A 16,321-nucleotide genomic window follows, 5' to 3' on the forward strand; every position below is an offset into this window, starting at 1 on the left:
ACCTCGCGTGTGACCGGGGAACACCGCCGTCGCGCCCTAGACTGGCCTCATGCCCATGAGTTCGCATGAAACGTTCAACGTTGAGTCCGCCGTCGAACTGGCAGTCATCGAACGCAGTGGCTTCATCGAGTCCCGGCACATCGGTGCTGCCGTGGTCCTTGCCGGTGACGGAAGCGTGGTCACCCGGCTGGGTGACATCGATGCTCCCATCCTGGCGCGCTCCACCCTGAAACCATTCCAGGCCCTCGCCGCCATGCAGTCCGGCGTCCCGCTGCGGGGCGCGCAGGTGGCTGTGGCGTGCGGAAGCCACACCGGTTCACTGGACCACATGGATGTGGTGGAGGGAATGCTCAAAGCGGCAGGTGTCCGCGAGGACCAGCTTCAGTGCCCCACAGCGTGGCCGCAGGACGAAACCGCCCGCAATTGGCTGGTCCGCTCCGAGCGCGGCCAGACCAGGCTCGCCTTCAATTGCTCCGGGAAGCACGCGGCTTTCCTTTGGGCGTGCACGGAAAACGGTTGGGACCTCCGCAGTTACCTTGAGCCGAATCATCCGTTGCAGCAGCGCGTCCGGTCCGTGATCGAGGAATACAGCGGCGAAACGATCTCCCACCTGGGCATCGATGGCTGCGGGGCACCAGTTGCGGCGATCTCGCTGACCGGACTGGCCCGGGCGTATTCCCGGTTGGCGAAGTCACCGGGAGATTCCTCCTCGAACGCACGCGCCGCAACCATCGCCACCTCCATGCTGGACTACCCATGGGCGGTCCAGGGCAAGGGCGAGTCGAACACGATCGTCATGGAAGAGCTCGACATCCTGGCCAAGATTGGCGCCGAAGGGATCCTGGTCCTTGCCACTTCCACCGGCGCTACGGTGGCCGTCAAGATGCTGGACGGGAATCTCCGCGCTACGTCCCTGGTGGGGTTGACCCTTCTTGCCGTTAGTGGGGCGGTGGACATTCCCGCAGTTTCCAACGTCCTGGAACGGGTGGTTGAACCCGTGCTGGGCGGTGGGCGGCCCGTGGGCAAAATCCGCCTTGGCCACGCCGTATCCGCGATGCTCGACTGAGCCGGCCAGTTACTGACCCACCTAGTTATATAAGGAAAGAAACCATGGCAGTTGCACGACGCCGCATTGACGTCGACGAGGGCCGCGCTGCGCTGGCAGCCTGGCGATCCGCCGTCGAACCGGCCGGTGAGCCTGGCACGGAATCCCGGACCCCGCCGTCGCGCTCTTTAATCGCGACGGCGGTCCGCTACTCGCTCGAGGAAGTCACCGCCCGTGCGCCCGGCAATTCGGTGGAGGTCCGCGTCCCGCCCTACGGCGTCACCCAGTGCGTGGAGGGGCCCCGCCACACCCGCGGCACTCCCCCGAACGTCATAGAGTGCGACGCCGCCACCTGGCTTGAGTTGGTTACCGGCCGGATCTCGTGGGGAGACGCCGTTTCGGCTGGCCGCGTTGCCGCGTCCGGACTGCGCGCGGACCTCTCGGAACTGCTTCCCCTCTGACGGGTCTTGTGTACGGCCAATGCCCTCAAGACCGTGTCTTAAGGGCATTGGCCATACACAAACCATGGAGTTAGTCGGGGCAAACCGGGGTGGTTGGTTGGCCTGGCTTGCTCATCTCGAATTGCGGGATTTCGTCCGCTGTGGGACCTCCACGGAATTTCGGTGAGGGGTGGTGGCCCTCGCTGAGGCGCTCAAGCTCCTGCTCCTCGAACACTTCCTCCTGGCCCAGCATGATGGCTGAATCCTCGTTGGTAATCTCGCCGTTGAAGGCACGGACCATGACGCTGCGGTCGAACTGGCCTTCCCACTTGGCTACAACGAAGGTGGCTACGCAGTTGCCCAGCAGGTTGACGACGACGCGCATGGAGTCCATGAGGCGGTCGGCTCCGAGGAGGAGTGCTACGCCGGCAACCGGGAAGATGCCAAGGGCGGCAGCCGTGGCCGAGAGGGCCAGGAACGATGAGCCCGGGACGCCCGCCATGCCTTTGGAGGTCAAGAGCAGCACACCCAGCGCAGCCAGCTGCTGACCGAGGTCCAGTTGATGGCCGAACGCCTGGGCCAGGAACAGCAGGGAGATGGAAAGGTAGATCGCTGCGCCGTCAAGGTTGAAGGAGTAGCCGGTGGGAACCACCAGGCCGGTGGTTGCCCGGGAGCAGCCGGCGTTGGTCAACTTGGTCATGATGCGCGGCATGACCGCTTCAGTGGAGGCCGTGCCGAGTGCAAGCAGGAATTCCTCGCGGGTGTATTTCAGGAAGTGCCACAGCGGAACACGGGCGAAGCCCCAGGCCACCAGGAACAGCAGGCCGATAAAGACGATCGCGGCTCCGTAGCAGGATGCGATCAGCAGCGCATACGTGCCGAGAGTGCCAAGCCCGTACTGGCCGATGATGAAGGCCATGGCGCCGAAGGCACCGATCGGAGCGACCTTCATGATCCAGGACATGATCTTGAAGATCAGCTCCAGGACGGTCTCCATGAGGCTGATCACGGGCAGGCAGCGCTGGCGGCCAATGACCACGATCGCGGCGCCGAAGAAGACGGAGAAGAAAAGCACCTGGAGCAGGCTGTTGTTGGCGAAGGCGCCGATCACACTGGTGGGGATGACGTCCAGCAGGAAGGCAGCGGCGTCCTTGGGAACGGCGTGGCCGGTCTTTGCGTCCACGGCTTCCTGGGAAAGCGTGGAGGGATCGATGTTCAGGCCGGCGCCGGGCTGAACGATGTTGCCCACGATGAGTCCGAAGACCAGGGCGAAGAGGGTGGCGCAGGTGAAGTAGAGGAGTGCTTTGACCCCGACCCTTCCGACCGCCTTGACGTCGCCGACTGCGGAGATGCCCGTGACGATCACGAGGAAAATCAGCGGGGCGATGATCATCTTGATGAGTTGAATGAATCCATCACCCAGCGGCCGGAGGGTGGACCCGAGGTTCGGCCAGAAATGACCGATGAGCACACCTGCGACGACGGCGATCAGGATTTGAAAAAAGAGCGACTTGTACAGTGGCTTCTTCTTCAGCGGGGCCGAACTCGCCTTCAGCGCCGCAGAGTCTGGGATCTTCATTGATCTGAACCAATCAGTTGGGAACAGCCCCACACTTGGGGGTTGTTTTCAAATGTAAGCCTGCTCACATCATTCCGCAAGGGGAAATTGAATTTCCATATTGCGGAAAGTCACAATTGGTTGCCAAGCCGCGGCGTCGTGGCTTCCTGACCTCTATTGACAAGGAAAAACCCACGGCACGCCCCGGGAAATGGGCGTGCCGTGGGCACGGTTGAAGCAAAAGGGTCAGCACAACACACTCAGGCGTGGCCGGTACTTAGCCCCGGCCTATGAACGGCATGCCAGCGGCTGTCACCACCAGGGAACCAACGCTGGCCGATGCAGGCATGTTGGCCATCATGAGCACCGCACGCGCGGCATCCTCCACGGGGAACATCGGCTCCACGCGCCGGCTGCCATCGGCTTGCAACGCACCTGAGCCCACACCGATGGTGTCCATGATTTCGGTACGGGTATTTCCAATATCGATCTGCCCGCACGTGATGCCAAAGTCCCGGCCATCCAGCTCAATGCTCTTGGTCAGGCCCGTCATCGCATGCTTCGTCACCGTGTACGCAACAGACCTGGGCCTGGGCGAATGCGCAGAAATGGAGCCGTTGTTAATGATGCGGCCACCCTGCGGTTCCTGGGCCTTCATGGTCCTCACGGCTTCCGCGGCGCACAGCATGGAACCCGTGACATTAACGCGCAACGTGGCCTCCCACCCATCGACGTCGATCTCGCCAACATCGCCGGCTGGCCCGAAGATGCCTGCGTTATTGAACAGCACGTCAACGCGGCCCCAGCGCTGGCGAACCTCAGCGAAAAGGCGGGCGACGGCGTCGGGCTCTGTCACATCGCACGGCACCACCAGGGCATCCGGATGGTTGTCCGCGGTTTCCAGCAGCTGCGCTTCGCGACGCCCCGCCAACGCCACGCGGTAACCCTCCGCAAGCATGAGCCGCGCAACGGCCCCCCCCAATGCCGGAACCGGCACCGGTCACGACGGCGACCCTCGGGTCTGCGGGCGGGCGTGGGTCAGTCATGTGGTGGCCTTTCGGGGAATCGCCTTCAAAACAGCTGCTGCAAGCAGCGTCAGAGCGCTGCTTCTACGGGCTGCCCCGCAGCCGTCTGGGCTGCTGTTATCGGCCAGCCTATGACAGTCTTCGGACGCGGCGTGGCATAGGTACGGACTTTGGAGGTGGTGAGGCCGAGCCTAACCAAGGACTCAGCGATGGTGACGGCGGCCGCCACTCCATCAACAACGGGCACGCCGGTCCGCTGTCGGACCTGCTCGTCGAGGCCGGCCATGCCGCCGCAGCCCAGGACAATCACCTCGGCCTTGTCCTGGAGGACAGCTTGCTCGGCCTGGCCCACAATCGCTTCGACCGCGCGGTCCGGATGTTCCTCAAGTTCCAGTACAGCCATACCGCTGGCGCGGACGGAAGCGCATCGTGCCTCCAACCCGGCAAGTTTGAGGCGGTCCTCAATCAAGGGGACGGCACGGTCCAACGTGGTAACCACGGAGTACTTGTGGCCAAGGAACATTGCAGTACTGGCAGCGGGCCTCGGTGATATCCACCACCGGGACATCGAGGAGCTCCTGCAACCCCTCGCGGCCGTGCTCGCCGTAGCCTGCCTGGATAACGGCGTCGAACGGTTCGGGATAGTTGACCACTGCATCCATGACGGCGATCGCGGCAAGGTAGCTCTCGAAGTTGCCCTCGCAGGAGTCGGCGCCAAAGCGCGGAGTGATGCCAACGATCTCAGTGCCGGGGGCCGCAACAGCCCTGGCCTGGGCGGCGATGGAATCGGTCATGGACTGCGTAGTGTTCACGTTTGCGACAAGGATGCGCATGGTTTCCTCTATATCAGTGGGTGCTGGCGACGGCGATCGGTTCGCCGGAGACGTCGTCGTGGGCCTGCTTCTTGTCAGCCACGGCAAAGTACGTAAGCGCGGCTACACCGGCTCCGATGAACCAGGCGAACGGCGCCGCTGCAGCCAATCCCGGGATGAAGGCGATTGCAATAGCCAGGGCGGCCGCGGGGAGCATGGCAACAATGGCCTTGGGGTTCACGCCCCGCTTGTAGAAGTACGCGCCCTTGGGATCGTCGGTGTAGAGCTCCGGGACGTTGACCTTGCCACGGCGGACGAGCCAGTAGTCAGCCATGACCACTCCGAACAGCGGGCCGAGCAGTGCGCCCAGGCCACCGAGGAAGTAAACGATGACGATCGGGTTGTTGTAGAGGTTCCACGGCAGGATGATGAGGCCGATGATGCCGCTGACCCATGCTGCCTTGCGGAAATTCAGATGCCGCGGGAAAAGGTTGGTCAGTGCGTAGACGGGTGCCACGAAGTTGGCCATCAGGTTCACGGCGATGGTCAGGATCAGCAAGGCAAGGCAAGCCAGGACCAGCAAAAGAGTATTAGGGATGCTCTGGACGATGTCCGACGGGCTCTCGATGACTGTGCCATTGATCTTGTACTGTCCACCGGCCATCACCACCACGATTGCACCGAATACCAGCATGTTGATGGGGATGCCCCAGAAGTTGCCCTTGACGATGGACTTCCTGGACACAGAGGATCTGGTGAAATCGCAGAAGTTCAGGACAAACGTTCCGTAGATGGAAACCCACAATGCCCCGCCGGCGAAGATGGTGAGCCACATGTCGGCGCCCTCGAGTCCCTTGATGCCGCTCCACTGGATGGCGCCCCCGGCCTCAATGAAGACCCAGACGGCAATCGCAGCCATTGTCACCAGGATGATGGGACCCGCGAAGGCCTCGTATTTCCGGATCATTTCCATGCCGAAGCTGACGATGACCAGCTGGACGATCCAGAGCGCCACGAAGGAGAGCCAGCCCAGCGTCGAAAGGCCAAGGATGGAGTTGCTGTCCAGGTCCTTCAGGCCAGGGGCCATGGCGACGAGCATCACGCGAAGTACCACCGATGCCAAGTAGGTCTGGATACCGAACCAGGCGACAGCCACGGCGCCACGGACCAGGCTGGCGATTTGGGCGCCCCGAATGCCGAAGCTGATCCGGCTCATGACGGGGAAGGGGACGCCGGTCTTCTGGCCCATGAATCCCGAGAAGTTCAAGAGGGCGAAGAGCAGGGTAGCCCCGATTCCCAGTGCCACCAGGATCTGCCAGCCACCCAGTCCGAGGGAGAACAAACCAATGGCAAACGCGTAGTTACCCAGGCTGTGGACGTCATTGGCCCAGAGGGTAAAGATGCTGTAACTCGTCCACTTGCGGCCGGCTGCCTTGGTGGGGGCGAGGTCGATGTTGTAAAGACTGGGGCTGATGGTACGGCCTGCGGCTTCGGAAGCAATAGCGCAAAGGTCCGTGTTGCCCACGGCCGGGTGGTTGGGCCCACCTGCTGTTTTGTCTTCCGGAGTCTCAGTGACGCCGACTGATGAAGTCGTCTGCATCGTGGATCTCCACTTCGTACTGTTTCCACAAAGCGGAAACAAGTTATTGAATAGTGAAAGTACTCTATGACCCAGGTCACGTCACGTCAAGGCGTCACAAGCGTATGGAGGGTCACATTTGGTTGAATGACCCGGCCTTTCCCAGTTGACTGTTGCGGTTACGTAATCCGTGTTGACGCTGCCCATCGGCAGACGTAATCTCGAATTGCAGAATTTTATTCTCACAATACGAAATTCCTTGAGCGCCCCCACAGAGCAAGCGCCCAGACATTCAATGAAGAGAGGTTGGACGTGGCTGCAGGAGAAGAGACCTCACACATCCTCAGCGGGTTGACTGCCCAGCTGCCTGATCGTGATCCGGAAGAGACCGCGGAGTGGATTGAGTCCCTTGATGCGTTGATCGCGGAGCAGGGCACGGAGCGTGCCCAGTACATTATGCGTTCGTTGTTGCAGCGTGCCGGTGCCCGGTCGGTGGGTGTGCCGATGGTAACGACCACTGATTATGTGAACACGATCCCGGTGGACCAGGAAGCAGAATTCCCGGGGAACGAGGAGTTCGAGCGCCGGTACCGTGCGTACATGCGGTGGAACGCCGCGGTCATGGTCCATCGTGCGCAGCGGGCCGATATCGGGGTGGGCGGGCATATTTCCACCTATGCCGGCGCGGCGACCCTGTACGAGGTCGGGTTCAACCATTTCTTCCGCGGCAAGGACCATCCCTCGGGCGGGGACCAGGTGTTCTTCCAGGGACACGCGTCCCCGGGCATGTACGCCAGGGCGTTCATGGAAGGCCGCCTCTCGGAGGAGGACCTGGACGGGTTCCGCCAGGAGAAGTCCCGTGAGGGCCATGCCCTGTCCTCGTACCCGCACCCGCGCCTGATGCCGGACTTCTGGGAATTCCCGACCGTGTCGATGGGTATCGGGCCGATGAACGCGATCTACCAGGCCCAGTCCAACCGGTACCTGCACAACCGCGGCATCAAGGACACTTCCGACCAGCAGGTCTGGGCGTTCCTGGGCGACGGGGAAATGGACGAGCCCGAATCCCGCGGCCTGCTCCAGCTCGCGGCGAACGAGAACCTGGACAACCTGAACTTCGTGATCAACTGCAACCTCCAGCGCCTGGACGGGCCCGTCCGCGGCAACGGGAAGATCATGCAGGAGTTGGAGGCGTTCTTCCGCGGTGCGGGCTGGAACGTGATCAAGGTCGTCTGGGGCCGGGAATGGGACTCCCTGCTGGAAGCGGACCAGGACGGGGCGTTGGTGAAAATCATGAACGAAACCCCCGATGGTGACTACCAGACCTACAAGGCCGAGTCCGGCGGGTTCGTCCGGGACCACTTCTTCGGCAAGTCCCCGCAGACCAAGGACCTGGTCGCTGACCTGACCGATGACCAGATCTGGGGCCTCAAACGCGGCGGGCACGATTACCGCAAGGTCTACGCCGCGTACAAGGCAGCGACCGAGTTCAAGGGCAAACCCACCGTGATCCTGGCCAAAACCGTCAAGGGCTACGGCCTGGGCCCGCACTTCGAGGGCCGCAACGCGACCCACCAGATGAAGAAGCTGACCATGGAGGACCTGAAGGCCTTCCGTGACCACCTGCGCATCCCCATCAGCGATGACCAGCTCGACGCGGACCTCTACCGGCCCCCGTACTACCACCCCGGCATGGACGCCCCGGAAATCAAATACCTCATGGAACGCCGGGCAGAACTGGGCGGCTTCGTCCCCGAACGCCGCCGCACCCACACCCCCGTGACCCTGCCCGAAGCCAAGTCCTACGAGGTCGCCAAACGCGGCTCCGGCAAACAACAAGCCGCGACCACCATGGCCTTCGTCCGGCTCCTGAAAGACCTCATGCGGGACAAAAACTTCGGGGCCCGGTTCGTGCCCGTCGTCCCGGACGAATCACGCACCTTCGGCATGGACGCGTTCTTCCCGACCGCGAAAATCTACAACCCCAAGGGCCAGAACTACCTCTCCGTGGACCGGGACCTCGTCCTGGCCTACAAGGAATCCCCCGCCGGGCAACTGATCCACCCCGGCATCAACGAAGCCGGCGCCGTCGCAGCATTCACCGCCGCCGGCACCGCGTACGCCACCCACGGCGAACCCCTGGTCCCGATCTACGTCTTCTACTCCATGTTCGGCTTCCAACGCACCGGAGATTCCTTCTGGGCCGCCGCGGACCAAATGACCCGCGGCTTCATCATCGGCGCCACCGCAGGACGAACCACCCTCACCGGCGAAGGACTCCAACACGCCGACGGGCACTCCCCCCTCCTGGCCTCCACCAACCCCGCCGTGAAAACCTACGACCCCGCCTACGGCTACGAAATCGGCCACATCATCCGCCACGGCCTCGAAGAAATGTACGGCCCCGACAACGACGGCACCGGCACCGCATCCGACAAAAACGTGATGTACTACCTCACCGTCTACAACGAACCCATCACCCAACCCGCCGAACCGGAAAACCTGGACATCAACGGCCTGATCAAGGGCATCTACCGCCTCGCCCCCGCCCCGGAAAACACCAATGGCGCCGCCAACACAGGTACCAACCGGCCCACCGCGAACATCCTCGCCTCCGGCGTCTCCGTACCCTGGGCCCTGGAAGCCGCCCGGATCCTCGCCCAGGACTGGGGCGTCGCCGCCGAAGTCTGGTCCGTGACGTCCTGGAACGAACTCCGACGCGACGGACTCGCCGCCGAAGAACACGCCTTCCTCAACCCCGGCCAACCCGCCCGCACCCCGTTCATCACCGAACAACTCGCCGGCACCACCGGACCCGTCATCGCCGTGTCCGACTACATGAAAGCCGTCCCCGACCAAATCCGCCAATTCATCCCCAACGACTTCGCCTCCCTCGGAGCAGACGGCTTCGGCTTCTCCGACACCCGCCAAGCCGCCCGCCGCTACTTCAAAAACGACACCCACTCCATCGTCGCCAAAACCCTCCAGTTGCTGGCGGCGAGGGGCGAAGTCGAGGAGGGTGCGCCGTCGTACGCCATTGACCGTTACAAACTGCTCGATGTGAACGCCGGCACCACCGGCGGAGCGGGCGGCGATGCCTAACAACCGACGCATGACAAGGCAATAAGACAGTTGGCGGCAGTGTTCATGAAGAACACTGCCGCCAACTGTGTTTTTGGTGTACTGCGGGGGAGGCTCAGGTGCCCAGGTTCCTCCGGTCTACGACGAATCCGGTTGCCGCGTTTTCGCGGACCGCGTTGATACCCGCCACGACGGCCTTCAAATTGGGAAACTGTGGCGACACTGCCACAACTGTGCCGTCATCGGCTGTGAGTCGGAACCTGAACGTGTTCGTCCCGGCCTTGAGTATTTCGAAACTGCCCGCCATCTTCCCCTTTTCCTCCACGCATCATTGCATTAGAGCGATTTGAACAATTCCCTACAGACAATAATGGCCGTCGGAACCTACCAACAGACCTACTGAGGAGTAGTTTGCAACCGATTTTGGTAGATGTCGTGGAAAGCCCCAAAGGAGCTACAGACCTCACGGATGCCCGCGCGTATCGTGAGGATATGACTGAATCCGGCGTGGCGCCCACTACGGGCGTCTTGCTTGCTGCGGGGGCCGGTACGCGCTTGGGCCGCGGACCCAAGGCGCTGCTCCCCTACCGCGGCCGAACGCTGGTTGAGGTGCTCGCCGATACCCTGTTCGACGGCGGCTGCCGGGAGGTCGTGGTGGTTGTTGGGGCCGAGGCGGACCGCGTTCGAAGCACCACCGATCTACGGACGTACACGGTGGTGGAGAACAAGAACTGGGCCAAAGGCATGGCGGGCTCTTTCCGCGCAGGAATCGAGGCCGCCTCACCCGGACACAGCATCATGGTGGCGTTGGTGGACCAGCCCGGATTGACCCCGACGGCGGTCAGCCGATTGCTGGGCAGCCACCGTCCTGGTCGGGTCACGGCAGCAGCCTATCCTGACGAGTCAGGCCGCCTTAAGCGTCGGCACCCGGTGATTATCGACGTCGGGCTCAGATCCCAAGCGGCGGAAGCGGCGAATGGTGACACGGGGGCGCGATCCTTCCTCAAGGCGCATCCGGGTCTGGTGGACCTGGTGGATTGCAGCGATCTCTGCTCGGGAGAGGACCTGGATACGAAGGACCAGTTGCACTTGCTGGAGGACTGACTGCGGAGTTGAGCGTAGGGCCGACCCATCCAGAGCCGGTAAATTTGAATCCATGATCCAGATTGCACCTGACGATCCCACGCGCCCGGATGTTCATCAGCTCCTCAGCGAGCATCTGGCGGATATGTTTGCGACGTCGCCGGCAGAAAGCGTGCACGCGTTGGACCATTCGGCCTTGTCGCATGAAACGATCACGTTCTGGACAGCCCGGGAAAACGGCCTGTTGATGGGATGCGGGGCACTGAAGGAACTGGCCGCGGGGCATGCTGAGATCAAGTCGATGCGCACCACCACCGCTGCCCGTGGGCGGGGAGTGGCCACCCGCATGCTCGAACATATCGTGGCCGAAGCCGGCCGGCGGGGATACGAACGTGTGAGCTTGGAAACGGGAACTGAAGAGTACTTTGCGCCCGCGCGTCGCTTGTATGCCAGGCATGGATTCACCGAATGCCCGCCCTTCGCCGACTACACTCTGGACCCGAACAGCGTGTTCATGGAGCTCACCCTCTCGCCCAAGTAGGTAGCATTTGTGCGCGTTTAGACGGCTCTAAACGCGCACAAATGCGACTCAGTTGGGGATCAGGGTGCGGTCACGGAGGGCCAGGTAGATTTTGTCCCGGGCGATGGGCAGTTCGCCGAAACGGACCCCGGTGGCGTTGCGGATCGCATTGGCCAGCGCGGGTGCCACGGGGTTGAACGGGCTCTCGCTCATGGACTTGGCGCCGAGGGGCCCGGTGGTGTCGTTGGTTGTTGCGAAATAGACCTCGCTCCGCGGCACGTCCGCGAATGAGGGAATGTGATATTGCCGGAGGATATCGGTGGTGACGTGTCCGGCGTCGTCCACTTTCACTTCCTCATAGAGCACCGCACCAAGAGCCTGCGCGATGCCGCCTTCGATCTGCCCACGGCACTGACGAGGGTTCACCACAACGCCGGCATCTGCGGCCTGCACGCTCTGCAGGATCCGCAGCTCACCCGTTCCCGTATTAACGGCAACCCGGAAACCGTGGACATTGAAGGCCACTGACCGCGGCGTTCCTCCCCAGTTGCCATCCGTGGCGAGGCGAACGCCTTGGAGACGGGCGGCGTCGAAAATTTCCGTGAGCGGAACAACACGATCACCGCACTCGACAGCCCCGTCCACCAAACGGCAATCCGCTAATGCAGACCCCGTCAATGAAGCCGCCACGGTCTGGATCCTGGTGGCGAGCTCAAGGGCTGCGCCGAGCGTCGCCTTGCCGGCGACCACCGTCCCGGCCGAACCGAATGCGCCGGTATCGTGCTCCACGAGGTCAGTATCGGACTGACGGACGGTAATTTTTGAGGCGGCCGTTGCCAGCGCAGTCGCAGCCAGTTGCGCATGGACGGTTGTGGTGCCGTTCCCGAACTCCGCAGTACCGACGTCGACGGCGAACCTTCCGTCCGCTTCCAGGCTCACCCTCGTGTGGGCGAAGTGGCCGCGCGGCGGGACGGTATCGATCATGGACAGGGCCGCACCCTCGCCGGTGACCCAGTCCGGACCGAGGTCGTCGAGTCCGGCGGCCCGGTAACGCTCCTTGCCACGGTCCAGGGCATCCCGGACCAAGGCCACGCACTGGTCCAGACCGTAACTACCGTAGTGGACGTCTTCCTCGGGCTCGGGCGTGGTGGACAACATGTGATCGCCAGGCCGGACCATGTTCTTAAGCCGGAACTCCAAGGGGTCCATGCCGATTCCGATCGCAAGCTCATCAATTGCCGACTCGATCGCGAAAATCATCTGGCTCAACCCATACCCCCGGAAGGCACCGGCCGGAACGGTGTTGGTGTAGACGGCCTGCGCATCCACTTTCTTGTTCACGCACTTGTAGACCGCCAGCGATTCGCCACAACCGTGGAACATCACGCCGGGCGCATGATTTCCGTAAGCGCCGGTGTTGGTGATGACGTCCAGTTGAAGGGCGGTCAGGTACCCGTCCCGGCTGGCTCCAGCTTTGAGATTAATGGTGAAGGGGTGCCTTGTCGTGGCGGCCATGAACTGCTCAGTCCGGGTGAACTCCACCTGGACCGGCCTACGCAAAGCCAGTGCCGCGAGGGCCACAAGGTCCTCGGTGAGGACCTCCTGTTTCCCGCCAAAACCACCCCCGACGCGACCGGCCATCACGCGGACCGTCTCCTCCGGCAAGTTGAACAAGCGCATCAAGGTGCGCTTCACCAGGAAGGGAACCTGCGTGGAGGAACGGACAACCAGTCTGCCTTCGTCATCCAGCCAGGCAATGGACGCGTGCGTTTCCATCGCAACGTGCTGAACCCTTTGCGTCTTGTACGTGTGCTCATGGATGAAGTCGGCTGCTGCGAAGCCATCGTCCACGCTGCCCAGCTCGGCATGGACTTCGGCCACCACGTTCTCCAGTGGCCGCGAGATTCTGGACAGAACGCCGTCCTTATCGCCATGGATTGCGGGAGCGCCGGGAAGAATTGCCTCCTGGGGCGTGAAGACTGGTTCCAGAAGCTCGTACTCCACAACCAGCGCCCGGGTTCCGGCCTCGGCAGCAGCAACGGACTCGGCCACGACAGCGGCAACGCGCTGCCCGATGAACCTCACTACGTTGTCCAGCACGCGGGTGTCATCGGGATCGTCAGTGAAGTGTTCGTGCTGTGCAGTGGAGAACAACTGCTCTGGCGCGTCTTCGTGTGTGAACACGGCGACGACGCCAGGAACGGCCAGTGCCGCGGTCTTGTCAATGGATACGATCCGGGCATGTGGATGCGGCGAACGGAGAAGCTTGAGGTGCAGTAGTCCAGGCAGCTGCTCGGCCGGGACATCCAGGGTGTACCGGGCAGTTCCGGTCACCACAGCTTGACCGGCGGGTGCTGGCACATTGTCCCCGAGCTGGCCGGGCGTGGCTTCCACAGCGGCAGGATGACCAGCGCCAGGCGATTGTGCCCCGGAAACGTCAGCTCCGGCGTCGTGCGCGTGCCCGCCGCCATGACCGCACACAGCGTCAGCGATGGAACGGTAGCCGGTGCAGCGGCACAGATTGCCCTTGAGGTTGCGGGGCAGGTTGGCACGTTGCTCGTCGTCGAAAGTGGCTGCCGTCATGACCATGCCAGCGGTGCAGAAACCGCATTGGAAACCTTGCGCTTCAAGGAACTGTTCCTGCACCGGGTGAAGGTTTTGGCCGGTGGAGAGGCCCTCGATCGTGGTGACCGCTTTGCCATCGGCGCGAACAGCCGGATAGATGCAGCTGTGCACGGGGGTGCCATCGACGTGCACAGTGCAAGCGCCGCAGTCACCGCCGTCGCAGCCCTTCTTAACGCCGAAGTTTCCCTGCTCCCGTAGGAAAGTGCGCAGGCATTGGCCGGGGCGAGGTGTGGCCTGGGAGGCAGCGCCGTTGATCTCAATTGCCATGGGAGGCCTCCTTCTGCGGGTTGTTGTTTGCGGGTTGCGTGGATGGTTGCGGTGATGTGGCGTGCGGCGGCCAGAAATCGCCTGACACGACCATCGACTCGCCCAGTAGCTCGGCCCGGATTTCCTCGGCCAGTTTGAACGTCATATCGCGGCGCCATGCGGGAAGCCCATGGATGTCATCGTGGTACAGCGGCCAGGGAATGGAATCCCCGACGGCGTCAGCCAGCATCCCGGTGTCGGGAACCTGCCCGGCGGGGAACCGTAGTTGTACCGGCCTTTTCGTCGAGGCGGTGACGGTGATGACCATGCCGCCGTCGGCGTCGAGGCGTCCGATGACCAGCACGCCGGAGCGTCCCAGATTGCTGAGCGACAGACGCCGGAAGGCGACCCGGGCCGAGAGTGCCGCGGCCGGAAGCTGGATGCTGCGGAGCAACTCCCCCGGGAACAGGACATTCTGCATATCCCCGGTGACGAAATCAGTGACAGGCACGCTGCGGCTGCTGCCATCCGGGCTCTGGATGGATGCAATGCCGTCGAGTCCGGCGCACAACGAAATCATGGGGCCAGCCGGCAAAGACGTGCAGAGGTTGCCGCCTACCGTGGACATGTTCCAGATCTTGAACGATGCCACGAAAGAGTCGCAGCACGGACGGATCAGGGCCAGCCCCGGCCACTCACGGTTGGCTATTTCTGCGGATGCCGGCAGGGCGTAAAGCTCAGCGACGGTGCAGGTGGCGGCAAGTTCGATGCCTTGGTCTGTGACAGTGATCGCTCGCCAATCTGCTTGGCCGAGGTCAAGGAGCCGCTTGAGGACGGTGCTGCCATAGGAGAAAAGGACAGTGCCCCCGGCGAGCCAGGCATCGCCGTCGCGCCATTGCGAAGGATCCGTGGTGGGGACCACGGCCTCGATGGTGTTCATGTCCATGGGTCCTCCTGAGTGAGGTGTTGAGGTGCTGGGTGAATCGGGCCGGTGCTGTCCTTGAGCGAGGGGAAGCCCGTGGCTGTATGGCTGGGGGTTCCCCGCTCGGCGATGATTTCTGCCGTGATGGAGACGGCGACTTCGGCTGGTGTCACTGCACCAAGGTTCAATCCGATCGGGGAATGCAGGCGTTCGAGCGCTTCGGCAGGCGTGCCCGCTTCGAGCAGGGCGTCAATCCGTTGCCGGTGGCTGCGCCTCGAGCCCATTGCGCCGACGTAAGCCAGGTTCAAGCGAAGCGCTGTTTCAAGCAAAGGGATGTCGAATTTTGGATCGTGGGTCAGCACGCACACCACGGTCCGGGCGTCGACCTGCCCGGCCGCTGCTTCGGCTTCCAGATAGCGGTGAGGCCAGTCGGTGACTACTTGGTCCGCTCCCGCGAAACGGGTCTGCTGGGCAAACGCAGGGCGGGCATCACACAGGGTGACGTTGTAACCAAGCATCTGTCCCGCGGGAAGCAATGCAGCTCCGAAGTCGTTGGCACCGAAAATGAGCATCCGCGCTGCCGGCAACCGGCTTTCCACGAACAAGGTGATCGGTTCGGGCTGGGTTGCTTCTTGTGGGGGCAATGCCAACCTCTCAGTGGTCACCCAGCCATCGATGCAGCCCTCGGGCGCTGCCAGCCGGACCAACCCCGTGCGTCCGCCTTGGAGCAGAGGCTCCACCTGAGCGGCCGCAGCCATCAAGGTGGCAGGATGATCGCCCACCAACCGGGCGAGTTGCATTGATTCCATGGCGCGGAAGCGCACGGGATCATCAACGACGACAACGCCCCCTCCGCCGCCGAGCCTGCGGATGAGCGCGAGGGCAGTAGGTTCGTTTGAGACAGCAATATCGAACAGGGCCATTTCGCCGGAATCGCTACCCAGCGGCTGGATATGGACTTCCAGCTCCCCTCCACAGGTGAGTCCTGCGGCGAACGCGTCCTCGGCACTGTAGCCATAAGATTCAAGGCGTGGGCCGCCGTCGCGCATTGCTTCCAAGGCTGCCTCAACGACCGCCCCTTCTACGCAACCGCCGGACAGGCTGCCCAGGATTTCTCCATGTTCGGAGACCATCATGGAAGTACCCATGGGGCGCGGCACTGAGCCGCCAGTCCCTACAATCGTGGCCACAGCGCATCGTTGGCCAGAGACCGCAGGCCGCCAGCTGCCCAGGGAAGGCATCAGATCCAGCATGGCAACACGTCCTTTTTCCAGGTGTCCCGGCCAGGTGGCCCGGCCGGTGAAGTGCGCGATCTTGCCCTCATAATCTCATTTCCAGAAGGTGTTGAGGGGTAGTCGCGGTTATTGAATAAGAGTTCATAGGAA

Annotated in this window: 11 protein-coding genes and 2 pseudogenes; 5 read left to right on the plus strand and 8 right to left on the minus strand. The window is 62.8% G+C overall.

Annotated elements, in window-relative coordinates; all coding sequences use genetic code 11:
• Nucleotides 1–49: 49 nt before the first annotated feature.
• Nucleotides 50–1,066 carry an asparaginase gene (locus LDP01_RS10275; protein ID WP_224088869.1) on the plus strand — a complete coding sequence of 339 codons (1,017 nt, stop codon included), beginning with the start codon at nt 50–52 and terminating at the stop codon, nt 1,064–1,066.
• 44 nt (nt 1,067–1,110) lie between these two features.
• Nucleotides 1,111–1,506, plus strand: a complete 396-nt coding sequence (locus LDP01_RS10280) for a sterol carrier family protein (protein ID WP_224088870.1) — start codon at nt 1,111–1,113, stop codon at nt 1,504–1,506.
• A 70-nt stretch (nt 1,507–1,576) separates the two neighbouring features.
• Here the strand turns inward: LDP01_RS10280 and LDP01_RS10285 are convergent, their stop codons facing one another.
• The 4 genes and pseudogenes from LDP01_RS10285 to LDP01_RS10300 form a co-directional block, all read right to left on the minus strand.
• Nucleotides 1,577–3,064, minus strand: coding sequence for a cation:dicarboxylate symporter family transporter (locus tag LDP01_RS10285; protein ID WP_224088871.1), 1,488 nt, complete (start codon nt 3,062–3,064; stop codon nt 1,577–1,579).
• A gap of 256 nt (nt 3,065–3,320) precedes the next feature.
• Nucleotides 3,321–4,089 (minus strand): annotated as a pseudogene (locus LDP01_RS10290) (SDR family oxidoreductase).
• 49 nt (nt 4,090–4,138) lie between these two features.
• Nucleotides 4,139–4,901 (minus strand): annotated as a pseudogene (locus LDP01_RS10295) (aspartate/glutamate racemase family protein).
• A 13-nt stretch (nt 4,902–4,914) separates the two neighbouring features.
• A complete protein-coding gene (locus LDP01_RS10300; RefSeq protein ID WP_224088874.1) occupies nt 4,915–6,480 on the minus strand; it encodes an NCS1 family nucleobase:cation symporter-1 in 1,566 nt (521 codons plus the stop codon).
• A 291-nt stretch (nt 6,481–6,771) separates the two neighbouring features.
• Here LDP01_RS10300 and aceE point away from each other — a divergent pair, with 291 nt between their 5' ends.
• Nucleotides 6,772–9,561: a pyruvate dehydrogenase (acetyl-transferring), homodimeric type gene (gene aceE, locus LDP01_RS10305; RefSeq protein WP_224088876.1), complete on the plus strand. Its 2,790-nt coding sequence runs from the start codon at nt 6,772–6,774 to the stop codon at nt 9,559–9,561.
• Between the two features lie 94 nt (nt 9,562–9,655).
• Here aceE and LDP01_RS10310 read toward each other — a convergent pair whose 3' ends face one another.
• Complete coding sequence (locus tag LDP01_RS10310) at nt 9,656–9,847, minus strand: YegP family protein (protein WP_223934473.1); 192 nt, start codon at nt 9,845–9,847, stop codon at nt 9,656–9,658.
• A 185-nt stretch (nt 9,848–10,032) separates the two neighbouring features.
• Here LDP01_RS10310 and nboR point away from each other — a divergent pair, with 185 nt between their 5' ends.
• Entirely contained in the window at nt 10,033–10,644 is a 612-nt protein-coding gene (gene nboR / locus LDP01_RS10315; protein WP_224088878.1) for a nicotine blue oxidoreductase, read from the plus strand.
• A gap of 52 nt (nt 10,645–10,696) precedes the next feature.
• Nucleotides 10,697–11,164: a GNAT family N-acetyltransferase gene (locus LDP01_RS10320; protein WP_224088880.1), complete on the plus strand. Its 468-nt coding sequence runs from the start codon at nt 10,697–10,699 to the stop codon at nt 11,162–11,164.
• Between the two features lie 48 nt (nt 11,165–11,212).
• On the opposite strand, the gene LDP01_RS10325 is transcribed toward LDP01_RS10320, so the two are convergent.
• From LDP01_RS10325 to LDP01_RS10335, 3 genes are read right to left on the minus strand one after another with little or no spacing between them, the layout of a single operon-like run.
• Nucleotides 11,213–14,035: a molybdopterin-dependent oxidoreductase gene (locus LDP01_RS10325; RefSeq protein WP_224088882.1), complete on the minus strand. Its 2,823-nt coding sequence runs from the start codon at nt 14,033–14,035 to the stop codon at nt 11,213–11,215.
• Entirely contained in the window at nt 14,025–14,960 is a 936-nt protein-coding gene (locus tag LDP01_RS10330) for an FAD binding domain-containing protein (protein WP_224088884.1), read from the minus strand. Before LDP01_RS10330 ends, LDP01_RS10325 begins: the two co-directional genes overlap by 11 nt.
• A complete protein-coding gene (locus LDP01_RS10335) occupies nt 14,951–16,189 on the minus strand; it encodes an XdhC family protein (RefSeq protein WP_224088885.1) in 1,239 nt (412 codons plus the stop codon). The genes LDP01_RS10330 and LDP01_RS10335 overlap by 10 nt, the downstream gene beginning before the upstream one ends.
• Between the last annotated feature and the right edge of the window lie 132 nt (nt 16,190–16,321).

This window comes from Arthrobacter sp. StoSoilB13 (assembly GCF_019977255.1).
Lineage (GTDB): Bacteria > Actinomycetota > Actinomycetes > Actinomycetales > Micrococcaceae > Arthrobacter.